The organism is Rhodococcus sp. T7 (assembly GCF_009872365.1).
GTDB lineage: Bacteria > Actinomycetota > Actinomycetes > Mycobacteriales > Mycobacteriaceae > Rhodococcus_F.
Map to the genome: position 1 here is coordinate 604,274 of NZ_WXYH01000389.1, position 23,893 is coordinate 628,166.

Here is a 23,893-nt window from a genome sequence, read left to right on the forward strand (position 1 = left end):
GGGAGGGGGAAGGCGAGGTCGCACTGCTTCTGTCGCGCTACTGAGTTCGGGTTGCTGCACCTGGGCGGGCGCCGACGGCACCATGGCAGCTGACTGCGTCGGTGGCGGTCCGATCGCGGATGGTGTTCGTGCAGGTCGGGTCGCGTATCGGGCCGGGCGGTGCTTATGCTCGATCTCGGGAGTTTCACCGAGCGAAGAGGTGCATCAGCATGGCCGGAATTAGCGGCAATCGGCCGGTCGGTGGCCCGGAGTTGACGGTCGGAGTTCGGGTGCTGGTCCGGAGGAGTTCCGGGGCCGATCTCACCGGTGAGGTTGTCGAGGATTATGCAGCGGTGACCGACCCGGGCGGTGGTGGTCACGAGTGGGCGCCGGTGCATCGGTGGGCGGTCGCACTCGACGACGGGCGGCTGGTCTTCGCCGACACCGAAGACCTGACCGTCGATCCGGGCTTTCACCGGCCCACTCCGAATCCGAACTTGGGCCCGGATTCGGACGTGCGGACACCCGGCCGGCACCGGGGAGAATGACGGGGGCAGATCGCGCCGCCTGCGGATGAAACCGCCCCCGAGATGTCGGGATGTGCGGTTCCCTGTGCGGTGACGAGCCCGGAGGGATCCGAGGTATCGGCCGGGGCCGGGTGTTCGGTTAGGTGCGGATGCGGGCACAGTTGTGGGGCGGCGATGTCGCCGAACCACGTGCTTCGTTCAATGCATGGTAACGAGAACTATGACGGCGGTCAGCACGACGACGATCAGTTCGACGGCTCCCAGGATCAGAGCGGCAACGGCGAGGCCGGAGCCGGTTTCGTGTTCGCGTCCGCCGGTCTCCACGTAACCGATTGCGCCGAATACGAGTGCCGGGACGAACAATCCCGTCAGGGCGCAGAGCAATCCCACGATCGCGCATACGTTGGTGCGCTCGGGCACCTCGATACCGACTGCTGCCACGGGAAATTCCTCTCATTCATTGGTTCAGCAGAGCGTTTTGATCGGGCATGGCCCCCGAGCACGCGGTCACAGTGTCGTGCGCTGCGTTCGTACTGGATCGCATCGCAGAGAGGTGATCAACATGCCGTGGTTGTTGGTCTCCGGTCCCGGTTGAATAACCCGGGACCGGAGGGGTGGGTGTCGGTGCACCCTGGGCGACTTGTCGCGCCGGCATTCGCCCCCGCCTACCGAGTTTTTCTGTTGAAACAACGTAGTTGCGTTGGTCAATTCTGTGAGGATGCGGTCACGTCCTCCACCGATGAAGGCGTATCGAACGGTGGGCGGATGATCACCGGTTCGATCGGAGATTCCTTCGCCTTGCCAGTCGGTGGGATCGGCTGTGGAGCGGATTCGCCGAAGATGCTGCCGAACAGTGTCATGAGTTCTTTGACGATCTCGTCCGCCTGCTCACCCAGGACCGCCCGATAGGAGGTCTCGCTGGTTACCTCGTCGCAGAACTCGAGGGCGTGCTCGACCTTCTCCGAGCGCCCGGTGTCGCCGCAGTATGCCTCGAGGTCTCCGCGGGAGAGGACGTGCACGTTTTCGCCGCGCAGAGCTTCCAGGAGTTCATGCTTGTGTCTTGCGACGTCCGGGTCGGTTCCGGTGAGCGCAGCGAGTTTGTCGTTCTTACGGTGCGATGTGAAGAAGTCGTCCATGGCCTCGCGCAATGCCGTCCACGCAGCATCGTCCTGTGCCCCGCCTTCGAAGACCTCCTTTGCCCTGGTCCAGTTGCTCTGTGCGTCTCCGCGAGCGGTAAGATCCTTCGCTGCTCTCGCCCCGATCTCCGGTGCGGGTGTAGGCAGGCTGCGATCGATGGCCGCCATCAACGTTCGACGGATCTCGATGATCTCGGTTGTTGCGGTGAGCTTGCCGAAACCGCCGATGAGGGCGTCGAGGTCGCAGACCACGTGCACGGGAATATCGAAGTGGTTGAAGAAGGTGCGGTACTTGCCGATGTTGCCTTTTCCGCCGATCCGGGCGAACGCGATGTTGCGGTCGATGTGGTTCCACTGCGGGTCGAGCAAGCTGGCGAGGTGGGTAAGTACGACGGCGTCGCTGTCGCCCTCGACGAGCACGACCGCTCGTGCGAAGAAGGCGATCTCGTTGTGTTCGTGGCGGATGATCTGGAAGGCATCACGGACCGACACGGAATTTCCCAGAACGACTGGCGTGATTGCCGTGTAGGGCGTGCACCCGGACTCGGTGACCTTGCGGAGTTTGGTGAAGGTTTTCGTCGACTTGGGACTGAAGAAGACCGGGGAGTGGGTTGTCACGAGGACGCTGTGGTCCTTGGCGAACGCTTCGAGTGCTTGGAAGAGCTGTCTCTGGGCCCATGGGTACAGGTACAGTTCCGGCTCCTCGAACAGCAGCAGGTAGCTGGGACCTCCGGTCTGCTTGCGTTCGGTTGTGCCGAGCCCTTCGTGGCGCAGAACGTTGTATGCACGCAGGATCGCGAAGGTCACGGCCCGCTTGAGTCCGTCGCCCTTGCTGGCGATGGAGCCTTCGTGCCCGTCGTCGGCGGTGAGTTCGGCGCCAGCGACGATGGTCTTGATCTCGGGGACAGGGACGGTCATCTTCAAATCGATGTCCGGGAAGCTCTCCCGGACGAACCTTTCGATGGTGCTCTCGATCTTTTTGACCTGATCGAGGCGATCGTCGGTGTGGTTCCCGGATTCGTCGAACACCCTGCTGAGTTTTCGCTGGATATCCGAGAATTGCTCTTCGATATCGCCGAGTTTGTCGGTCACCTCGTGGAGCAGGATGTTCAGCAGTTTGCCGAAGGTGCCCGTTCCGCTCGTTTTCAGTTCGCTGGCAACGTCTTTGACCGCTTCGATGTAGAGCGGTTCGGGGAGGAAGGACTTGATGGCGGCGTCGATGCCGGTGCCGAGTGGTTCGTCGCGCAGTGCCTTCTGCTCGGGCGCCAGGGCCTCGACGATCTTGTCACGCGCCTCACGGACATCTGACTGAGCCGGTTTATCGCCGAGGAGGGGTTCGAGCTCCGGGATCAGCTCGACCACTGCTTCCCGAAGTACCTCGTTTCTCTTCCCCCTCATGATCGGCGTGAGAACCTTGTCCGTGAAGCGATCCTCGGCTGGGCCGAGCTTGAGAATCTTCAGCGACGATTTGCTCTCACCCGGAGGAACGATACGCACGAGGGTGATCATGCGATCGGTGATGTCTGCCTCGAAACTCGCGCGATGCCCTGAATCGGAGATCCGCGCCAAGTCCTCCTCGCTGATCTCGCTGATCGTCAATTCGATGCGGATCGGCAACAGCGGGTCGTGGTGGTCGTGGATGTCGATGTTGCGGGGTGTGTTGCCGGCGAGGACGAGGTGCAGCGCGTGCAAAACCGAGGACTTTCCGGCGTTGTTCTCACCGATCAAGCATCCGAAGGTCGACAGCGGAAGAGTGACATCCTTCAGTGCACGAAAGTTCTCGATGTGGATCGTCTCGAGTTTCAAGTCCTGTCTTTCAGGTCGGGTGCGCAGGGCGCGCAGTATTGAATGACGAACCGCGACATACCAGTCGGGTTCACCGTGTGGATGTGATCTTGAGGAATTCGAGTTCGGTGAGGACGTCGATTCGTCTGTCATCGGCCCGGGCGAGCCGAGCGGTGTGTAGCCGCTGGGTATCGGCGGTGGTGGCCGCGCGGGAGCCGAGGATGAGCAGGTCGGTGTCGGCGGTGACCTTGTTGGTGACGGTGGCACCGAACTGGGCGGCGAGTGCGGTCGCTGTGGCGCGGGTGAGGGTGGTCATGCGACTGACGAGGACGGCGCTGCGACCGGCGAGGATTCCCGCCGCCGTGGGCGTCTCGGTCAGGGTGAGGGTGCCGATACGCCGCCCCGGGTCGGCGTTTGCGAGCCCGGTGACGGGCAGGCCGCCGTTGTTGAGGGGTTCGAGCGGCCGACCGGCGTGAGCGGCGAGTTCGGCGAGGCTGTGGTGGGAGCCATTCGCATGGTTCAGTGCGATCAGGATTTGTGCGCACGCCTGTGCGTCTTCGCCGGCGTCGTGGTGCTTGCGCAGGTCGACACCGAAGAACGTACTGAGGGTGGGCAACTTGTGATTGGGCAGCTCGGGGTGCAGGTTCCGGCTCCACAGCATCGTGCACCCGGTCTCGAGGTGGGGAACCGGCAGGTCGCTGAGTGCGCACGCCTGCCGCAGTGCGCTGACGTCGAAGCTCTTGTTCTGGGCGATCACTGGCAGGTCGCCGATGAACTGGGCGACGGCCGGCCAGATCTGCCCGAACCGAGGTTTGCCGGCGACGTGCTCGGCGGTGATGCCGTGCGTCCTGATCTGCACCGGCTCGAAAGTGTCGACACCGGCGGGTGGGCGGCACAACCAGGTGCGGGTCTCGACGACCCGGGCGTCGATGACGATGGTGACACCGATCGCACAGATGCTGCCCCGGGCCCGGTTCGCGGTTTCGACGTCGAGGGCGGCGAAGGACAACGCCGATGTCGTTATCGTAGGTGCAGCCACTACTGCTGTCCTTTCACAGGGTGGCGGTGTCGACGTCGAGGAGTCTGAGGAAGTCGTCCTCGCAGAAGACCTCGATGTTTTGGCCCTTGTCGCGCAGTTCGAGGGCCCTCTTCGCCTTCGTGGTAGTGAAGTCTTCGAGCGAGTTGCCAGTGAACCCATCGCCGATGACCAACATGGTGGTCTTCCTGTTCACGCCTTTGGGTTGCGGGTTCGCCCCCAGGGTTGCGAGGAGCGCGCAGACAGGTTCACGGGTGAACGCGGTCAGACCGCCGGTGAAGCTCACCCATTCGCCGTACAGGGGATGATTGGGGTCGGCCTCGATGTTGGTGTCGGGGATGTCGAAGCGGGTGGAGGTGCCGCGGCGACGGATGACCATCCCGTTGCTCCCGTCGGGCCCGAACTGTCCGGGGCGGGTGTGTGCCAGGCTGCACAACCCGGCCATGTCGACGGCACCAGAGACCGTGGTCAGCGCGAGGACGAGTTGCGCGGCCATGACCGAGTCCGCCCCAGCATTGTGGTGGTTGGTGGCGTCGAATCCGAAGTGCGCCGCCAGGAACGGCAGCCGGTAGCTGACCAGGTCGAGCAGTCGCCGGGACAAGGTGAGGGTGCACCCGGTGGCCAGGGTCGGCAGGTCGACGCCGGCGTAGGTGCTGGCGGCGTGGAGGTGCCCGAAGTCGAAGTTCGCGTTGTGGGCGTACACCGGGAGGTCGCCGATCAACGCGAACATCTCCCGCAAGCACTCGCCGACCTCGGGGCTGCCGGCGACGTCGGCGGCGGTGATGCCGTGGACCTTGGTGTTGTACCAGTGAAACCCGCCCGTCTGGGCAGGTGGTCGGCACCGCCAACTCCGCACGATCGTGATCGCGCCGGCCTCGACGATCGTCAGACCGATTTCACAGATACTGCCCTTGGTCGAGCTGGCGGTCTCGACGTCCACCACCGCATAGCTCTCAACGTCCCCCGTCATCATCGGGTCACCAGCGGGAGAGGCCGGAGTTCGTCTCCGCCGAGGGGTTTGAGGAAGGGGCGTTGGACGCGTTGCTTTTCGACCTTCTCCCAGGCGATCGCGAGCTTCTCGAACCCCCGGGCCAGCGGATATGCCTGACCGGTGCGTTCATCGCTGCTCGGATACATCGGGACAGAGGCAGCCACCTCCACCGGGTCCGGTACCTCGGGCCAATCCGGGGCGGTGAGCTTCGTGCGAGAACCCGCGGCGTGGGCTTCGAATGCGTCCTGCAACTTGGTGACCTCGGTGCGCGCACACTCGACCGTCCCGGACACATCGACGATCCCCCGATGCGCGATCGCGAGTCGCTCGAGCAGATCGGTGTCGCCGGCCAGCACGATGAAGCGTTCCTCGATCAGCGAGCGCACCTTCCAGGGGTCGAGCTCCTCAAGGGCGTAACCCCATGCTCCCGCCATGCGGGGCATAGGAGCGCCCATTGCCGCGGTGTGCCCGACGTCGACGTGCCAGATGCCGATGCGCCCGATAGCGCCGACCTCGTCGATGACGGCGATGGGCTTGAAGTAGCTGATCGGCATGTACGCGTACCCCTTCTGGGCATGGATTGAACTTCACGGACTGTAGTTCACGATTCGACTACCACCCGGCCTCCGGCGCGTGCATGTGCGGCGTGTCGGAAGTTTGATGAGAACTGCACGGGCCGTGTGTCATTCAGATGAATGACATGCGTGGAGTGATAGCGGTGGGTGACTGTCCGGCGTCGGTGACATCAGTCAGTGTCACGGCTGTCAGTTGCTGGATGACCACCGGGAAAGGAATCCGATCGAGGTCCGATGATCGCCCGAAGAGTCGCGGCAGGAGGGAAAACCAGGCCGTGAATGGGTGCTTCGCCTCATCGGAGTAGTCGGTGGGGGATGATGCGCGCATGGTCGAGTTGAGCAAGGGCGAGAACACCTGGTTGGCCGAGCGCGACGTCACGGTCGGTGTGGAGTTTCTCGCCGGCACTGCGGATGTGGATCTGTTCTCGGTGTTGGTGCGTGCGGACGGATCCGCTGGATCCGACCGTGACCTGGTGTACTTCAACCAACCGAGCTCACAGTGCGGCGCAGTTACCCTGGCCGATCGTGGTGTGCAGTTGCGGCTGGATGCCGTTCCCTCGGATGTGGCGATGGTCGTCATCGCGGCGGCCCTCGACGGCACCGCCCCGGGAACCGTCGCATCCCGCGGCCCAGGGGAGGTGATCGTGCGCTCGACCGCAGGAATTCTCGCCGTTCACACGATCACCGGGCTGACCGACGAGAGATGTGTGGTGCTGGTAGAAATCTACCGCCGCGACAGTGGGTGGAAAATTCGTGCGGTGTCCCAGGGCTGGGCCAACGGCATCGCCGACCTGATCGAGTCCTACGGAATAGTCGTCGACTCCTCAGTGCCCGAACCGGAAGCAGCGCAGCCGGCCGTGATCGTTGTTCCCGACGAGTTCGGCGCGGAGCCGATCGGCGCGGGTGAGGAGGCGTGGCGCAAGAAACGGTCAGGTCAGCCGCTGAACGATTTCGAAGACCTGCATGCATTGGAGTATGAGCAGGGCCTGGTCCGCGGCGCCCACTTCCTGAAGTGGAGCAGCGAGGTCGCTCGACTCAAGCGCGAGGGACACCTCCAGGAGGCGCTGACCGTGTTGCTCGAGATCCTCGACGCCACCGAACGGATCCAGGCGCAGGAGCGGGCGAACATCCCGGTGCGCACAGCACTGTTCCGGGGCCGGGTGAACGTGGTGGTGCGGGAGACGCCACCGGGGTGGACGGAGAACGCGGCGATCGTGCTCCGCAAGCTCGGCGATATCGAGGGGGAGATCGCGATCATCGACCGCTGGCTGGCACATGCCGGGGACCCCACGCACTGGGTCGGTGCAACCCACACCAAACTGCTCGCTCGCCGCGACAAGGCGCTGGCACTGCTGGAAAAGAAGCGGCGCCAGTGACACGCGGACCGCGAGCAGAACCTGATGGTGATGATGTGGTCCCGATAGCCGCACAACTTCTCGGCCGGTGAGCACATCGCCGCTATCATTCTGTGCGCCAAACGCTTACCTCGCTCGTGGCGGCAGAATATGTTGGTCCGGCCAGAGCGGAGGGGATGTGAATGCCCAGGCTGCTGAGTCCAGAGGATGTGCGCGGGATGCGGGCGCCAGGTCCGCGCCCCGACGACTGGCAAACCGAGGTATTCGTACCTGTGTTCTTGCCGGTGGAAGTCCGGTCCGGGTAGCTGCCAGGAGGCCCGGTAACAGACTGGAGGCACGGAACGGCCTCCCGGAGGGGATCTCCGCATTCAGCGACTTCGATTTCGATGTGATCCCCCCGTTCAGGGCAGCAACGTCACTCCGAAGAGCAGATCGAGCCACACGGCGATCGCGACCAGGCCGCCGAACGCGATCGCGACGATGAAGAATGGTGTCGTCGCGCGATCAGCCCAGTCGATCGGTGCGTCGTCGACCGTGGATCGTGAAGGCTCGAGGTCTGTTCTGCGTATGGCTGCGGGGGAGGCAACGAGATCGGCGACGATGCTCCCAACCACGAGGAGGACGGTGCCGACGAGGGTCATCCACAGTCCCCACCCTATCGAGACGATTCCGTTCTGTTGATCTTCGGCGGGAATGAGGCTGGAGGCTTTGACCAGGGCGAACACGGTGGTGAGGAGGCAAATGATGCCTATCACGGCGGCCGTGACCAGCGGCCAGCGGCTCGGGGTGGCGGCCTTGATCAGCAACACCACGGCAGCGAGTGCGCCCATGGCCAACGTGTATTTCCCGATGGACTGTGTCCCTGGCACAGAGAGGAAGGCTGCTGCGGTGAACCATGGCGCGACGCTCCCGACGATGACCACCACGCTCGCGAGCCACGCAACGATGTATCCCGCAAGGTTGACCGACCCCAACACCGAACTTCTTGCGTGCACGACCATCGCACCGTTCCCTTTCCCGTGACCATCGACACGGCGGTCAAGCCGGCGGCTCGGCGTCCTTGTCCCGCAGGAGCATATGCGATGCATACCCGCGCGCGATCGAACGACGGCGAAGTGGATGAAGCTACGGCCTCCACACCGGTGGTGGCCGCAAAGGTTTGGTGGGCCGGAACCAGCCACCTGTCGGCGGCGGACTTGCCCGACATCTCCCGCCCGACTCTGATGACACTAATCCGGGCCGGCGAGCTCCGAGCACACACAAGGTCGGCACCGACACCCGGCGGAAGAGCAGCGACATGATTGGCTACCGGGAAAGGGTTGCGGGCACGGCAGCGGGCGGCCTTCGATGATTTTCGCGTCTTCGAGGACGTCGACCAGATGACCTACCGGCCACCGCGTTCGCGCCGCGACAGACCTCGGCCCTGGTCCTCGTTGGGTGAGGGCAGGGGTGCGGGGGATGCGAACGTCCTCTTTTCGGGGGCGCTGCGGGATGGGTTGTGCCTGAACGGGTTCCGGCCTAGTCGACCACTGTTCCACCGGCGCTGGACTGCGCGGGCATCCTCGCCGGCTGGTCTATTATCTCCGCAAGAATCACGCGCACTACTCCGGGCCGTCCCGGTCGGTGGGGTCCGCGACCACATCACCTGGGTGGTCCCGCACGGCCACATCGCCGGTTGCCGGATCGATCCCGAACCCGCGTATATCGACGACTACGACCTCCACTTGCACGCCGCCGCGACCCACGCCGCCGTCGAGAAGGTGGTGAGCAACGACGCGGAGCGCCGTTTCCGCCCCTGCGCTGCACGAACATGGGGCGACAGTGGATGATGCGGTGGTGAAACTGTGGGTACTCGCAACCATCGCGGGCATCGCGCTGTCCATGACAGCCTGCTCGGTCTCGGCGTCCGAAGGATTGGCCACGACGGCACAACCGTCCGTGCTGTCGTCACCTGCGTCCGAGCCGGACTATTCGTCGGTCCTGCACCCGAACTACCGGGTCGTGACGACGAGTGCTCTCGACTTGGGCGGCGGCCCCACACATGACCGGATTGTCGTCTCTGCCGGTCCGGGTCTGGACGCGGGCAAGCCGGTCGATGGTGGGACGCAGGACGTTCAGATCCTGTCCTATGATGCGATCGCTGAGCGGTGGAACGTCACGTTCGATGCCGCGAACACGATGACTGCCGCCGGGTCCCTTGACGCGGTGCCGCTGCTTCCTCAAACCAATCGTCTGACCTCGGTAACCGCGAAGGAGTTTCGTGCCGATCCCGACAAACCGGCCTACCTGCTGATCACCGCCGTCGACTCCACCGCGAATCATCCACTGACCCTGACCGGGATCGTCTCTCTCACAGACGGCGTCGCACAACTGGCCTACCGCAACAACCAGGACATGAACGCAACTGTGCAGGTGGACGGCCCGGACACCGGTCCCCAGACACTCACCATCACCAGCGACTACTTTCCGCCCTGGGCTCCGGCATGCTGCCCGCTGCGCAAATACACCCGCACCATCGGAGCACGAGGCGACGCAGGTCCCATCACCGATCTCAGCGACGATCGACCATGGCTCGGCGTCTGGTTGGGCCAACCGTCCGATGGAGACGGGCCCACCGGCAGTGGAGTCGTGGTGGCCACGATCCCCGGATCACCCGCGTCCGCCGTGCTACAGCCAGGCGATATGATTCTCGGCGTGAACGGCGCCGCCGTACCTGCCGGCAAACCCGTCCACGCGTTCGACGAAATCGGATCTCACCACCCCGGGGACTCCGTCACGCTCCGCATCAGCCGACACGGCCAAGACAGCACCGTCGCGGTGACCTTGGGTTCGTTGGCCGACCCGCACGCCGCACAACCGTCCGCACCGATTGAGGGTTATATCGGGATACAGGTCCAACCGGCGGCGGGGAGCACGCCGGGCCTCGAGGTCGCCGACGTCACGGCCGGATCACCTGCTGCACGGGCGGGGTTGCAAGAGGGACAGATCGTGACCGCTGCCGACGATTTGCCGGTTCGCACCTTCACCGACCTGCTGGTCGCGCTCACGAACAAGGCGGGCCAGTCCCTCACCTTGACCGTGGTCAACCCGTCCACGCACAGGTCGTCCTCTATCTCGGTTTTTCCGCAGACCGCACCGTCGGGGCGCCTGTCAAGTCACCCCATCTGACGTCATCGGACCGATAGCTCACCGCTGGCCTCTCCGGTGTGACAGCTGGATTGGCCTATATTGAGCGTGAGGCGTGGGTCGCTGTCCATCTGGTAGGCGGTCGTGGGACGGTACAAGACAATCTGCGTGTGCTCGTTGTCGTCACGTGTTACGCGAATGGTGTAGTGACGGCCAGGGAATGGCTGCCTCTGATTGACTTACGTCTCCGTGAATCAACGCTCAGCAGCGCGGTCGTCTGCCAGAGGTGGTGCTGCGTGGGCAGTCGCTGGAGTGCCTGGAGTTTGTGGCGCTGGCGGCGACCGTCTGTCCGGCAGGAAGTATTGCTGACCTAGCAGTGTCATTCACATAGATGACATCGGAGTTCGGGCGATGTTTTGCGGTTCCACGGAGCTGATCCTGATCCGAGCGGACGTACCGTGCGGGCTGTCACGGCGCGCCTCCGGCTGAAGCGGGTTCACCATTCCTACTCTGATATTGAGAGGAGGTCTCTCCCGTCGAGTCAGGAGGACGAACGCACTGTGTGGCCCGACAATGAGACTGATCGAGACTTCCTCAACTTCGAAGGTGTCGCGGACACGATCGCCGAGATGATCGTCCGCGCTGATGGTCGGCCCATCTCTATCGGAGTGTCGGGAGCCTGGGGTGTGGGCAAGTCGTCGATGATTCAGCTCACAAGGGCGTCGTTGAGCAAGCAACAACCCGTTGAGGCTCCGGCGAAGTATCTCTTCGTCGAGTTCAACGCTTGGCTCTACCAAGGCTACGACGATGCACGCGCGGCACTCTTGGAAGTCATCGCAAGTCGGCTCGACGCCGAGGCAGCCAAAAGGCAGACCGGAGTGGACAAGGCGCGAGAGTTCTTAGGACGTGTTAAATGGTTCCGGCTTGCGAAGTTACTCGCTCTACCTGCTGCATCGGTTGCGTTGGGTCTCCCGCCCATCGGCCTACCGGGTGAGGTCGCTGCACTTGTCAAAGATGGGGTGGCCGGGGGGGTTGACGAGCAGGATTTGGAGAAGGCCGGTGCGGTCGCGTCAACGCTTGCAGCGACAGGTCGCGCATTGTTGGACCCAAGGCACGAATCCTCACCTCCGAGGGAAATTCAGGCACTGAGAGACTCCTTCGAGAAGGCGCTGGAGGAGATCGGCGTCACCTTGGTCGTGCTCATTGACGATCTTGATCGGTGCTTGCCGGACACGACCATCTCGACGCTCGAAGCGATCCGCCTGTTCCTGTTTCTCGAAAACACTGCTTTCGTCATCGCAGCGGATGACAGCATGATCAAACACGCGGTCAAGAAGCACTTCGGTGGACTCGAAGACGACACATTGGTCACCAACTACTTCGACAAGCTCATCCAGATTCCGATTCGAGTCCCAGCGCTCGGCACTCAAGAAGTGCGGGCTTACATGATGATGCTGTTCATCGAGAACAGTGAACTCGACAGTGGTCAAAAGAACACGTTGCGTGAAGCGATCGCCTCCCAACTTCGTCAGTCCTGGAAGGGAAAGCGGGTCGATCGCACCTTTGTCGCGGGTTGCGGCGTGCAGTTGCCGGCTGCACTCACCGCCCGACTGACTACGGCTGAACGCCTTGCTCCACTGATGACAACGTCGGACCGCATCGCGGGCAACCCGCGGCTGATCAAGCGGTTCCTCAACGCGCTTTCGATTCGAATGGCGATCTCGAGCGCACAAGGTGTCGGTGTGGACGAAGCCGTACTGACGAAACTCCTTCTCTTCGAGCGGCTCGCTCCGACGACCGCCTATTCGGCACTGACATCTGCGGTCAACACCGATCCATTTGGAAAGCCCTTGCTTCTCGCCGAATGGGAGGAAGCGGCAGTTGCGGGACAGGAATTTGACGCGACGGGCGTGTGGGATGACCAGTTCATCCGCGAGTGGCTCGCGCTTCCCCCAGCGCTTGCGGATGAGGATCTTCGGGGTGCCCTCTACGTGGGCCGTGAGCATGCTCCACTGATCACGGCAGCAGACCGGCTCTCCTCTGAAGCAGCGGCCTTGCTGACGGCGCTGCTGGAGAATCCCGAGGAAGCAGCGGCGCTGGAGGGTGATCTGCAGACAATCCAGCGGGCTGAACTCACCATCGTCATGGATCGCTTACTAGCCCGTGCGCGTCAAGAACAATCCTGGGGCGTTCCGCCTATCCTGCACGCATGCATCGCCGTTGCCAACGCGGACCCGACGCTGGGGGGTACGATCGCAGGATTCCTGGTCGAGCGTCCAGGTCATCAAATTCAACCGAGCATCGTGCCCAGGATCGCGTCGCTGCCATGGGTCTCTGATGTTTTTGCTCACTGGAAAAACTCATCCGATGTCGATGGCCCGGTGAAGACAGTTATCGAGCGACAGGGCTAGAGTGGGAACCTCACAAAGCAGTAGCGGTCCCGGTCCGGGAGTTCTGCTGGTCCCGCCGTGGGCCGACGAAATCGTTCCTCCGCCATCGTTGGACGGAGAGACGCCTCCCGAGGAGCAGCCGGCCAAGAAGCCCGATCTGCTGTCCCCAACGGGGCGGTTCCGCGACGCCCGACGGAGCCTCGGCGGGTTCGCGCGATCTGGAGACAGCCGCGACTTGCGCCGAGGGCTCGGCCATTACGTGAGGACCGGTTACGGCGGCAGCGGAACGATGAGCCGCCGCCTCAGTGGCACCGCCGTGACCGCCGGACGCCTCAACGGGGTAATGCAATCCGGGCGCGGACCTGACGGAAAGTCACTTACGGACATAGCACTCGCGAGCGGGAGCGACGTCAATGTCGTGCTGGATGCCATCGTGGATGCCGCAACCCCAATCGACGGTACACAGGACAGAGAGTCGTCCCGCCGCGCCGTTCGCGACGCTTTGACCGACCTCCTGGGCCGATTCCCGGAGGCCGACCTGCTCGCACTCACCGAGACACAGCGAGAGTATGTCATCGAGCGGTACGCCGCGCTGGACGTCTACGGTCGCTTCTGTCTCGACCTTCAGAAGACGATCATGGCCAAGGCGCACGACCCGGCGACAGGACTACGCCGCCTGAAGCAGGTCCGCGAGTTCATCAGCGAGCATGTCTCTGCCGCATTCAGAATGATCCGCAAAGGAGGCACGCCCGCTACAACCGCGAATGTGGCACGCCTCACCAGCTTGGCGCTTCGCGAGACGCTCACCGTATTCGAGGAGTACACAAGTTGAGATTCGTAAGCAGTTCGTCCGCGGCCCTCAAACCCGCCGATCCGCAGGCCACCCCCATCGTCCTCTTCGGGCACGACTCGTCCGGTGAGACGGTGAGTGCGGGCGGGTCCGCTGCGCAGTCCATACGGCGCCAAAGTCTTTCGCCAGACCCGGGCGCGTGGGATCTGCTCGCGATCGCTCTGTCTGTCGTAGTTGCCGATGGTGTAGCGAAACGGAACGCGAGCCCCGACGGGTGGACCCGAGAACTTGAGCTCGACGTTGCTCTCCACGAACCGTCACGCTGGGCACCGTTCGCCGACTCGATCTCGTCGGCGCTCGCGTTCCTCACCACGGATCGATGGAGCCTGACGTTCCGCGGCGGCGGTGACCTTCCCGATGCTCCAAAGACGCCACGGTACCCGTCCGCTGATGCGGTCGCCCTTCTATCAGGGGGACTCGATTCATTAGTCGGTGCCATCGACCTCACTGCGCAAGGGCACAAACTTTTTGCGGTGAGTCATACCGTTCGCGGAGACGCCGAGAAGCAGGCGCGGTTCGCGCGGCTCATTGGCAGCGGACTAGATCATCTACAGGTGAATCACAATGCGAGTACTCGTCGCGGCCTCAAGGAAACCTCTCAGCGTTCGCGGTCCCTCATCTTCCTTGCGTTCGCAGTACTGGCGGCGACGGCGACCCAGCGCTACCGCGACGGTGAGTGCATTCCTGTCTTTGTCTGTGAGAACGGGTTCATTGCAATCAACCCTCCGCTGACTCCTGCTCGAATCGGAAGCCTCAGCACTCGTACCGCTCATCCGGACTTTCTTGGTCGGATGCAGGAGATCCTCGACGGGACAGGACTGCGGGTTGCAATCACGAACCCGTACGCAGAGAGAACGAAAGGTGAGATGCTTCGCGACTGCCTTGACCAAGATCTTCTCTCTGACGAAGCCGCCGTTTCGACCAGTTGTGGCCGCTTCCAGCGATTCAACTACACCCATTGCGGCCGGTGCGTTCCCTGCCAGATCCGGCGGGCAGCGTTCCTAGCGTGGGGCGGACACGATCCCACGGAGTATGTCTACGACGATCTCGGTCGCCCCGATGACGATCATGCAGCATTCGACGACGTCCGTTCCGTTGCCATGGCGCGTCTGGTCGTGGCCGAAGACGGACTCGACCGGTGGCTTGGCCCGGCACTAAGCTCCGCTCGGATAACGAACAAAGCGGCACTTCGCGAGCTGCTTCAGCGAGGACTCGACGAACTGGGTCTCCTTCACGCGAAGTTCGATCTCCCATGATCGATTTCCATTGCCACCTGGACCTATACCCAAACCCGAGCGAGATGGCCGATGAAGTTCAACGCAGGAAGGTCGGCGTGCTGTCCGTTACCACAACGCCCTCGGCGTGGGCCGGCACCTCGCGGCTGGCCCGAGACCGAACCGTCATTAGGACGGCGCTGGGTCTCCATCCGCAGCTGGCGGGCGAGCGCATACATGAGTTGAAGGCTTTTGATCGATACGTCGCCGACACCCGATTTATCGGCGAGGTTGGGCTCGACGGGGCTCCTGAGTGCAGATCGTTCTGGTCGCAACAGACCCGGGTATTCGAGCACATTCTTCATGCCTGTAGCGAGGCTGGAGACAAGGTCGTGTCGGTTCATAGCCGCCGAGCCGCAACACCCGTGCTCGACCTGCTCGACAGGTTCGAACGCGTCCGCATGCCGATCCTCCACTGGTTCTCAGGCAGCCGCACGGAGCTTCGACGGGCGGTCGAACGCGATTGTTGGTTCAGCGTCGGCCCGGCGATGCTGGCAGGTGCCAAAGGGCGAGCTCTTGTAGCTGCGATGCCGCGCGAGCGAGTGCTACTGGAGACTGATGGGCCGTTTGCGCAACTCCGCCGTGCTGCCCTGCAGCCCTGGGACGTTGCGATTGCGTGCCAGTCACTGTCAGAAGTATGGGGCACCGACGCCTCCGAGACTGGACGGATCATCAGTGGAAACGAGAGCACGTTGCTCGCAGGTTGCGATCGACGGGACGACTGATCGGTCCGGCGGGAACATGGTCTGGCACTTCACAGGACCGGACGCACGACGGTGGCGAGCTGCACGTCCGCATACGGATCTGGACGCATGAGTAGTTGAGTGGGGTGCACATGGGAGGCCGGCGAGGAGAGCGACACCGGTACCGCCTGCATTCGACGTTTCCGCGAGTGAACAATTCCTTAAGGAAGGTGTTTTGAAACTGTGAAAGTCGGGAAACGTAGCAACATTCCGTAGGCTGGTGGCTTATCGCCTAACAATGGCGGTGGTGGCCACAGAAACTCGAAGGATGTCGCAGCCACCACCCGCCGCCGAGACCACATCTACCTGGTGCGGTCCATCCACTCGTCGATCAGCTGCTTGAGCACGGCGGCTCGCTTCTTTTTGGTGGGTTCGATCGCCTCGATGTGCGCTCTGACCTCGTTGATCCAGTCACTCGCGAAGGGATAAGGCAGCTGACCTGTGGTGTTGCTCTCAGCTTTGGTTGGGAAGCGACGGAGTTCGTCGTGGGGGAACAGGTCGAGCAAGCCGAGCATTTGGCGCGGTGTCGGGGCGATCGGCTTTCCAGGTTCCACCCAGTCGATCAGTGTGTTGTTGCCGCTGTCGACGCACACGCCTCTCTTGTGTGAGATGTCGTTTCGGATCAAGCGGATTTCGTTGAAGAACTCGGACCGGATGTCGTTCTTCGCCCAAGGCTTGCCGTCGTCGTCGGGGCCATGCGCGGTGGCGAGCCGGCCGCGGTAGGTGTCCTCCCAGGCCGCGTTGATATTTGTAAACCACTGTGTGTAGGCCATTTGATAAATCGGAGGAGGTGTTCCGCCGGTCATCAGGGTGTTCATGGCCCGCGAGAAGTTGGAGGGGGTCATGACGACAGGGTCGGCGGCACTGGCACTAGTAAGGGTGGACATGGGGACGGTGCGATCGCTGACGGCCGATGCGAAGTTCATCGTGGTCAGGTCCAGGTGATCGCCGGTGGCGGCATCGGAGTCCTTTGCTCTTTGCCAGCGGACCACAGTTTGGGAGAGCGCGTGGTTGGCCGTCAGAGCAAGGATCAGCGAGATCCTGTACTCCTGGGCGAAGTCCGCGATGACTTCGTCGACGGACTGAATGGTCAGCCGGTCGTCCGTGGTTAGAGTGAGATGGGCAGTCTGTGCGGAATCGCGCAGACTGGACAGCAGTGCTCTGAGCCCGGCGGTCGTGTCCGGTGCGGCCGTGAGGGCCTGAAACTCTCGCAGTGCGGTGAGGAACGGGTCGGTTACCTCCGCCAGCGCGCTGCCCTCGGAAGGGGCGTCTCCGTCGCCGGCGTGAAGGTGGTCCTCAAGGAGCCCCTGGACCGTGCCCAGGGTGGAGTCGAACAGTACTCGGTCATGTTCAGGTAATGCACTCAGGATCTGGTTGAGAGTGTCGCGAACGTGGGCGGTGCGCTGGACCCATCGACCCAGCTGATCATCAAGTGGCATTCGATGAGACTACCCGTCTAGCTAACCGCCCGTTACCGGTGGCCTGGCATTCCTCTTCGGGGATGGGTGCCTGTCGGCACGGTCAGTTATAAGGGGGTTGTGACCTTCCGTCCTGACTATCTCTAGGTTGTGATGCGCTGCCGGCGTCGTGCCAGTCCATGCTGCTTTCACCGGTGTAAGAAAGAGCCCTCAACTCCCTGGAGTTGAGGGCCTTTCGGGCCTGTCATCCGGACATCTGGCTGAGGTCCATCTCTTCGAGGTGTTCGTAAGTGAATTCATGGAGGACGATCTCATCGTCCGGGTTGTAGGTCCGCTTCTCGATTCGAGGATGTGCGAACTCGACCACGATCACGTCCTGCGGATCCGAGTCCCGAGAGTAGAGAGCGGAGCACTTGGTTACCAGTGCGCTCCGCGTCACCTCTTGGCCGTAGTCGTCGATCGTGTCAATCTCGATGATGAAGACCTGATTCGCCTTTTCCGGGTGTACGAGGTGTTGTGCGGTGATCGTGCGCGTGAGAATTGTGGTGGGCGACGCAATTGTCATAGGGAATGGGCGCATGCAACGTCTCTCTTGTGAGTTGCGATCCCCGACCTTTGAATAGGCGGAGATTTGCTGCGGTGCAGCAAGTAACTTGTATCAAATCGGACCGACAGCTGTTCCAGTGAGGCGGCTCGGTTCAGCGGATCGAGGGTCCGCGTTTCCTCGGGCGTGCCGATAGCTATGCTCGGGTGCCGTATCGGGCGACACAGTGCCATACCTTTTTCAGGTCCTGCGGATCGAAGGATGCATTCCGTGCCAGGCCGAGGATGGCGGGGGTGAGCTCGCCATTGTGTGCGATGTCGCGGGCGAGGTCGACGATGTGCGGCCCTCGGTAGTCGGGGTGTTGGGCTATGTCCTCGACGCCGACTGTGTATCCGTCGTGCCATAACACGGGGCAGGCGAGGGACCGGGCGATCTCGTCGAGGGGGAGCCGGCCGATCACGCGCCAATCACACGGGTCGATGCGGCCGAGGTCCTCGCCGGGTTTCTTGGTGCGCTGCGTGTGCCGGCGCCCGCCGACGCGCCGGCCAACCCTACCCGCGGCATCCCGTTGGCCGGATTGCTGGAAGGGGCCGATGCCGCGTTCGAGGTCATTGCCGGCCATCCGAGCGCGAAGGCTGTTTGGGAGGTGTGGGAGGAGGCGGTCGCGGCGCCGGTGTGGCGGGGGCGCCGTTGTGGCTGCATGGTGACTTGCATCCGGCGAACGTTGTGGTCCGGGAGGGGATGCTTACGGGGGTGATCGATTTCGGCGAGATGTGTGCGGGTGATCCCGCGACGGATCTTTCCGCCGCCTGGATCCTGTTGCCGGCAAGTGCGGCGCGTCGGTTCTTCGACGCCTATGGGCGGGCCGACAACGCGATGATCACCCGGGCCCGTGGTTGGGCGGTGCTGCGTGCCTTGGGGCAAACCGACCTGGGAACCAGCAGGCTTCGCCACCCTCGAACGGGTCCTGACGACGAACTGACCGCGTCGCGGCGCCTATACGAGACCACTCGAGCTCCGAACCGGACCTCCGCGACCCCTGTGGTCGAGCAAGTCCCACTCCTGAAGGTCGTCCCGTTGCTCTGAGGCAAGGACGGCTCGCTCGATCGAGCCGCGGCGAAGTGCGTCGGATGATGTCGGGAACTGTGCAGTCATGGTATTCGGGACGTTTGAGTACCGGGTAAGCAGATCACATCACTCGTTGGCTTCCCGGCGCCCGCCTGTGCGCTGACATGAGTTGGAACTTGGTCGACACGGTGGTTCTCGACGTCGAGTCCGAACGCGGACGGTGTGTGATCAAAGCCGCTGGCCGCGCCAATCATCACATCGGGCGCGAGATCACGGCCCACCACACCGTCACCGAATGCCTGGTACGGACTGGGCATGCCGCTGCGTTGGTCGAGTACGACCGGTCAGCGAACCTGCTGGTCACTCGATATCTGGATGGATCCCTGGTGATGGGGAGCGAAGCTGAATTCGACTGTGAGACCTATCGGCAGGCGGGAGTGCTTCTGCGTAGGCTTCATGATCAAGCCCATCGCGTTGATACCGGGTGGGAGGCCGCCGCGGTGGCGAAATCGCTTGCATGGCTGGGTAAGCCGAACAGGATATCGGAATCTGTGCTCGCCAGCGTGCAGGAGATCTTGGTCTTGCACCGTCCGCAGCCGGTGGTGGTGGTTCCTACTCATGGTGACTGGCAGCCGCGGAACTGGCTTGTCGATCAGGGGACGGTGAAGGTCATCGATTTCGGGCGCTTCGATTGGAGGCCTGCGATGAGTGACTTCTGCCGTCTCGCGGCGAGGCAGTGGAAGGGCAATGCCGCACTCGAGCACGCGTTTCTTGCCGGATATGGCAGCGAACCCAGAGACCCGGAGCAATGGCGCCTTATTGCGTTGCACGAAGCGATCGGCACCGCGGTCTGGGCGTACCAGGTCGGCGATGAACCGTTTGAGAATGAGGGGCACCGGATGATCGCCAATGCTCTGGACCTCTTCTGAGCCTCCGCATATGTGGCTCTTCACGTCGGGGGTGTAGTCGCTGGTTGGATGGTGGCTGGCGCGACGGTCTCGGGGTAGGTGGCGGGGTCTTCCGAGGATGGAGGTTCCTGCGCGGTCCATCTGGAAGACCTCGACGTGCCTGAGGCTATCTTCGGCTGCCCTGACCTGCCAACGCTCTACCGGCAGGATGAGCTCGGCCCGGTCGTGGTCGGCCCGCGTCTGGCAGTGGACTTCTTCGGGTACCCGCTCGGATCGGTCAACGGGGCTTCCCCCTGAGATGTGGACACCAATTCCTATGCTGCGGTGGCCAGCGTAACCGATCGCTGCTCGAAGTCGATCGGACAGATCTGGCCGAGGGTGGAGTGCCTCCTTCGTGTGTTGTATCGGGTGACCCAGCGGAACACTTCAGCGCGCGCCTCACCTGCGCTGTTCCAGCGCTTTCTGCCCTGCAGTGTCTCCCGTTTCAGCGTCGCATTGAACGACTCCGCCGCGGCATTGTCCGCCGACGTTCCGACTGCACCCCGCGATCTGGTGACACCCAACTCCCGGCACAGGTCGGAGAATTCAGTCGATGCATATTGGGCCCCGTTGTCGGAGTGGAAGATTGCGCCATCCAGGCCGGCTACACCCCGGACGGCGACGGCCGCCCGCAGCGCATCGCTGACCAGCTCGGTGCGCATGTGTGGAGCGATCGACCACCCCGCCAGGAGTTTCGAGTTCAGGTCCAATACCGTTGCCAGGTAGAGGAACTGACCGTCCCCGACGGGGAGGTAGGTGATGTCCCCGACGTACTTGGTGTTCGGCGCGCTCGCGGTGAAGTCCCGCCGGATCAGGTCTGGCACCGCGGCCGCGTCCGGGTCCGGGACGGTGGTGCGCACCGATTTGCGCAGGTGCACGCCGACGATCCCGTTCTCGCGCATCACCCGTTCGACCCGTTTGTGGTTCACCTCTATCCCGGCGTCCCGCAGCTCGGCGGTCACCCGCGGAGCCCCGTAGGTGCCGTCGGAGTCGTCGTGAATCCCGCGGATCCACTCGGCCAGCTCCTCGTCGGCGCGGGCGCGTTCGGCGCGGGCCGGTGCGGCGGCCCGCCACCGGTAGAACCCCGACCGGGAGACTTCGAGGATCTGGCACAGCCACTTCACCGGAACGGTGTCACGGTGGTCGTCGACGAACTGGAAGCGGCTCACCAATTCGTCTCGCCCGCGAAATACTTCGCGGCCCTGCGCAGGATCTCCCGCTCGGTCTCAAGCTTCCGTATCTGGGCCTTGAGCTGCTTGTTTTCTTCCTCCAACACGGACTCGGACGATATCGCCCACCGGCGAAGCCCTGTGGGACGGGCCGGCGACGCCGCCGGCCACACCCGTACGTTTGCGTTCGGCACGCACCCAGTTGCGTAGGGTTTCGCGGCTGACTCCCAGGTCGTTGCCGATGCCCTCGAATGTGTTGCTCGGATCTGACAAGTACAACGCGACCGCATCGGCCTTGAACTCCGCCGAGTACGCCTTCATCATCAGTGACATCTCTTCCTCTGGGCCCTCACGGCCCAGTGTTCACGATGTCCACACTCAAGGGGGAACCCCCAACGGCGCACCCGATAGCGCAGGTGAAGCGTCGGCGGCCCGCAGCGCAGATTGAGGAGATCTCGCAAAATGACCGCTCCCGACACCCGGGCCCGGATGGCACCAGGACCCGGCCGACGCGGTTCGAGCAAGGTGAGTCACTACTCGGTACGCCCACAGCAATCAGCCGTTTTCGACGCCGACAGGTAGAGCAGCATGGGCGCGAGGTTGGGGCGCGGTGGTCATTCCTGTTCGGCAAGTATGGCGGGTTCGAGGTCTGTCAGCGGAAGGAGTAGGTGGACAACGGCGGAGAGCAGAGCGTCGTCGGCGCGCAAGCCGTTGTGCCCGGCATTCGCGAGAGATGTTGCTTCTGCGGTCACGATGGCGGCGTCGGCTTCGCCGACGCGGGACACTATGCGGTCGTAGACTTGGCCACCTTCTGAGGCGACATCGGTGAGACGGTCGTGTGCGCACCGTGGCGCGCAGGCGTCCGGGGGTTGCTGTTCGAGGCGGGCCAGAATTCTACGGAACTCGTAGCCATCCCATTCGTCGGTCGACGTGCGTATCCGTTCCATGAGTTCGCGGTGGCTTGGGATGCCGGCTTCGCACAGTGCGCGGAGTTCGTCGTCGGGTGCGGCTGACAACATGTCCGCGATGTGCGCGGGTTCGGAACTCATCGGGTCCATACCCAAGATGATGCGGAATACGATATCGGTGACCGAGGTGAGTGGAAGGTTGTTGTCTTCGCTGAACGGTTCATTCAGCGATCCTCGATCGTAGGATGCCTTTTGGATCCTCTGTTCGAACTGGTTGAGGCCGTGTGTGATCGCATTCTCTGTGGACATGCTTGGGTGGCGTTGTTTGGCGCTGGAGGCGTCGCGTGCTGATGACCACGCCATCCGGTACAGGTGACCGAGCGAGAACAGGGAGGCACCACGGGTGGTCACCGTTCGTAGTACTTCGTTGTGTCGGTCTGTGCGGTCGGGGAGGTTGTGCTGACGCAACTGGTATGCGAGATAGCGGCCAGCTTCCTCTGCGATGACCTTATGAACGAGGTCGGACAGCTCGGGGCGGTCGTAGGACCACATTGCGGACAGATCGAGCCCATCACGAAGGCAATGAACGAAGGTTTCGAGGCGGTTCTCGAGCGTTCCCATACCAGGAACGAAAAACCGAGTCTGTTCCGGATAGATGCTGGTTCCGAGCGTGGTTCCGAGCGTGGTTCCGTCGTCCCAGACGAACGCGTCGGTCGGCGAAGTGGGGTGGACGTGGAGCAGGTTGAAGTGCCAGGCGTCGACGAACAGCTGTTCGCTGAACGTGTTACTCGGAGCGATAGTGCTGTTATGAAACTCGATTGGATATATCAGGCCCGCCCGATCGCCGACAGCGTGCAGCACGGCAAGGGCACCCACCCTCGCGACGATCGGCGCCTCGCTGATCCGAGAGATCGGGTCTTCGTCGTCGACTGGGTACCTTTCGCTGATCGCGTCGCGCTGGGACTGCTCAAGTTCCCGCTTGGTCTCCATTGCAGCCGCATGTACTTGCTGCTCGGCGATACGTTTGGCTCGGTATTCGAGAGCCTTTGGGTGCAAGGTACTCGCCACTCGCTGCTCCACGGTGGTGTTGCACGCCCGACACTGGATGTCTCGACCCTCGATCGCTTCTTTAAGCGCGTTGCGTGAGGTCAATGTCAACTTTCCCTCGCACGACGCGGAGGAGTATGCGAGAGCTGTTGCCGTGACGGCTGCGGCGGCCGCGATATGTGCCGGCTGAGCCCATGGTGTGAAATCGAGCTCACCGGTTCGTTGCACCCATACGGGCGAGCCAGTATCCGGGTCGAGGCCAGCGAGCTCCCAGTAGGCAGTGCCGAGCTCGTGAAGCTGTTCGGGAGCAGCAGGGTTGAACTCGAGGTGAAGGTCGACGTCTGACGGACGAAGGGCACGGGGCATGCCGAATACTATCTGCCGACTCGATGAGCACCACCTTCGGGCCCGGGCCGATCGTCCGCTGACGAACACCCTGGCTGGACCCGGCGGCCCGCGCCCGACTTCCAGGGCGGACCGTGTGCTGAGTGGGGGCGTAATGGTGTTGTGACCTGGTGTGATGACATGTCCTCGGTTTGTGATGTGGGGGTGCCGGCGACGTGTCGGCGGGCGTACGGGTGTCTGCACCGCCATTGGGGAGCGTTTTTGAAAGTTGTTGTTTAACAGTAGTATTGAGTAATTGTCTGATAAACAAAGATTTTCATGATTTATGCACAGTTATTGGATTCTGAGAATCGTAATATACTGTAGAACAACAAAGCTGGAGTGTTGGAGATTTTCGAACTGTGTTAGTTTGTGAAAGGGTCGAGTGGTAGGATGGGGGATGTGACATGGAGAGGCACGGGAAGGCGAGTGGGTAGGCAGACGGGTGCATCCGCCTACTTTCCCAGCCTCGTTGGGGCGTGGGGAACCGAATCGAAATTGTCGATGAAAAATGCAGGCGAGAAACTAATCTCGGAAACTCAGAGGAGCGAAGCGACTCGATCGACGGCAACGGGAATAGACCCACTGCGAGCCGCGCAGCGGCTCCCTGGCGGGGAGCGAAGCGAACTGCACGCCTCACG

Annotated in this window: 19 protein-coding genes and 1 pseudogene; 9 read left to right on the forward strand and 11 right to left on the reverse strand. The window is 62.8% G+C overall.

Going from position 1 to position 23,893, the window contains the following annotated elements:
• Window positions 1-209 precede the first annotated feature (209 nt).
• A complete protein-coding gene (locus tag MLGJGCBP_RS46845; RefSeq protein ID WP_160097207.1) occupies window positions 210-527 on the forward strand; it encodes a hypothetical protein in 318 nt (105 codons plus the stop codon).
• Between the two features lie 177 nt (window positions 528-704).
• Here MLGJGCBP_RS46845 and MLGJGCBP_RS46850 read toward each other — a convergent pair whose 3' ends face one another.
• From MLGJGCBP_RS46850 to MLGJGCBP_RS46870, 5 genes are all read right to left on the reverse strand, one after another.
• The gene (locus tag MLGJGCBP_RS46850) at window positions 705-947 is read right to left on the reverse strand and encodes a hypothetical protein (protein WP_160097205.1); all 243 of its coding nucleotides are present in this window, start codon (window positions 945-947) and stop codon (window positions 705-707) included.
• A 263-nt stretch (window positions 948-1,210) separates the two neighbouring features.
• Window positions 1,211-3,448, reverse strand: a complete 2,238-nt coding sequence (locus tag MLGJGCBP_RS46855) for an AAA family ATPase (RefSeq protein ID WP_160097203.1) — start codon at window positions 3,446-3,448, stop codon at window positions 1,211-1,213.
• A gap of 70 nt (window positions 3,449-3,518) precedes the next feature.
• The gene (locus tag MLGJGCBP_RS46860) at window positions 3,519-4,466 is read right to left on the reverse strand and encodes an exonuclease domain-containing protein (RefSeq protein WP_160097201.1); all 948 of its coding nucleotides are present in this window, start codon (window positions 4,464-4,466) and stop codon (window positions 3,519-3,521) included.
• 13 nt (window positions 4,467-4,479) lie between these two features.
• Window positions 4,480-5,436, reverse strand: coding sequence for an exonuclease domain-containing protein (locus tag MLGJGCBP_RS46865; protein ID WP_160097199.1), 957 nt, complete (start codon window positions 5,434-5,436; stop codon window positions 4,480-4,482).
• Complete coding sequence (locus MLGJGCBP_RS46870) at window positions 5,433-6,008, reverse strand: hypothetical protein (protein ID WP_160097197.1); 576 nt, start codon at window positions 6,006-6,008, stop codon at window positions 5,433-5,435. The genes MLGJGCBP_RS46865 and MLGJGCBP_RS46870 overlap by 4 nt, the downstream gene beginning before the upstream one ends.
• A gap of 347 nt (window positions 6,009-6,355) precedes the next feature.
• Here MLGJGCBP_RS46870 and MLGJGCBP_RS46875 point away from each other — a divergent pair, with 347 nt between their 5' ends.
• Window positions 6,356-7,405, forward strand: coding sequence for a TerD family protein (locus MLGJGCBP_RS46875; RefSeq protein ID WP_160097195.1), 1,050 nt, complete (start codon window positions 6,356-6,358; stop codon window positions 7,403-7,405).
• Window positions 7,406-7,785: 380 nt separating this feature from the next.
• On the opposite strand, the gene MLGJGCBP_RS46880 is transcribed toward MLGJGCBP_RS46875, so the two are convergent.
• Window positions 7,786-8,385, reverse strand: a complete 600-nt coding sequence (locus MLGJGCBP_RS46880) for a hypothetical protein (protein WP_160097193.1) — start codon at window positions 8,383-8,385, stop codon at window positions 7,786-7,788.
• Window positions 8,386-9,220: 835 nt separating this feature from the next.
• Between MLGJGCBP_RS46880 and MLGJGCBP_RS46885 the strand changes: the two genes are divergently transcribed.
• From MLGJGCBP_RS46885 to qatD, 5 genes are all read left to right on the forward strand, one after another.
• Window positions 9,221-10,552: a PDZ domain-containing protein gene (locus tag MLGJGCBP_RS46885; protein WP_160097191.1), complete on the forward strand. Its 1,332-nt coding sequence runs from the start codon at window positions 9,221-9,223 to the stop codon at window positions 10,550-10,552.
• Between the two features lie 518 nt (window positions 10,553-11,070).
• The gene (locus MLGJGCBP_RS46890; protein ID WP_160097189.1) at window positions 11,071-12,921 is read left to right on the forward strand and encodes a KAP family P-loop NTPase fold protein; all 1,851 of its coding nucleotides are present in this window, start codon (window positions 11,071-11,073) and stop codon (window positions 12,919-12,921) included.
• 238 nt (window positions 12,922-13,159) lie between these two features.
• The gene (gene qatB, locus MLGJGCBP_RS46895; protein ID WP_328799695.1) at window positions 13,160-13,732 is read left to right on the forward strand and encodes a Qat anti-phage system associated protein QatB; all 573 of its coding nucleotides are present in this window, start codon (window positions 13,160-13,162) and stop codon (window positions 13,730-13,732) included.
• Window positions 13,729-15,006, forward strand: coding sequence for a Qat anti-phage system QueC-like protein QatC (qatC, locus tag MLGJGCBP_RS46900; RefSeq protein WP_160097185.1), 1,278 nt, complete (start codon window positions 13,729-13,731; stop codon window positions 15,004-15,006). Before qatB ends, qatC begins: the two co-directional genes overlap by 4 nt.
• On the forward strand, window positions 15,003-15,749 hold the full coding sequence (qatD, locus tag MLGJGCBP_RS46905) for a Qat anti-phage system TatD family nuclease QatD (RefSeq protein WP_160097183.1): 747 nt from the start codon (window positions 15,003-15,005) through the stop codon (window positions 15,747-15,749). Before qatC ends, qatD begins: the two co-directional genes overlap by 4 nt.
• 320 nt (window positions 15,750-16,069) lie before the next feature.
• Here the strand turns inward: qatD and MLGJGCBP_RS46910 are convergent, their stop codons facing one another.
• From MLGJGCBP_RS46910 to MLGJGCBP_RS46920, 3 genes are all read right to left on the reverse strand, one after another.
• The gene (locus MLGJGCBP_RS46910; protein ID WP_160097181.1) at window positions 16,070-17,206 is read right to left on the reverse strand and encodes a hypothetical protein; all 1,137 of its coding nucleotides are present in this window, start codon (window positions 17,204-17,206) and stop codon (window positions 16,070-16,072) included.
• Window positions 17,207-17,429: 223 nt separating this feature from the next.
• Complete coding sequence (locus MLGJGCBP_RS46915; RefSeq protein WP_160097179.1) at window positions 17,430-17,750, reverse strand: hypothetical protein; 321 nt, start codon at window positions 17,748-17,750, stop codon at window positions 17,430-17,432.
• Window positions 17,751-17,925: 175 nt separating this feature from the next.
• Window positions 17,926-18,351: a DUF3626 domain-containing protein gene (locus MLGJGCBP_RS46920; protein ID WP_160097177.1), complete on the reverse strand. Its 426-nt coding sequence runs from the start codon at window positions 18,349-18,351 to the stop codon at window positions 17,926-17,928.
• Between the two features lie 53 nt (window positions 18,352-18,404).
• Between MLGJGCBP_RS46920 and MLGJGCBP_RS46925 the strand changes: the two genes are divergently transcribed.
• The gene (locus tag MLGJGCBP_RS46925; protein ID WP_268960755.1) at window positions 18,405-18,815 is read left to right on the forward strand and encodes a phosphotransferase; all 411 of its coding nucleotides are present in this window, start codon (window positions 18,405-18,407) and stop codon (window positions 18,813-18,815) included.
• Between the two features lie 158 nt (window positions 18,816-18,973).
• A complete protein-coding gene (locus MLGJGCBP_RS46930; protein WP_236581163.1) occupies window positions 18,974-19,726 on the forward strand; it encodes a phosphotransferase in 753 nt (250 codons plus the stop codon).
• Between the two features lie 293 nt (window positions 19,727-20,019).
• On the opposite strand, the pseudogene MLGJGCBP_RS46935 reads toward MLGJGCBP_RS46930, so the two are convergent.
• Window positions 20,020-21,240: pseudogene (locus MLGJGCBP_RS46935) on the reverse strand (IS3 family transposase).
• Between the two features lie 287 nt (window positions 21,241-21,527).
• A complete protein-coding gene (locus tag MLGJGCBP_RS46940) occupies window positions 21,528-23,234 on the reverse strand; it encodes a hypothetical protein (protein WP_160097171.1) in 1,707 nt (568 codons plus the stop codon).
• Between the last annotated feature and the right edge of the window lie 659 nt (window positions 23,235-23,893).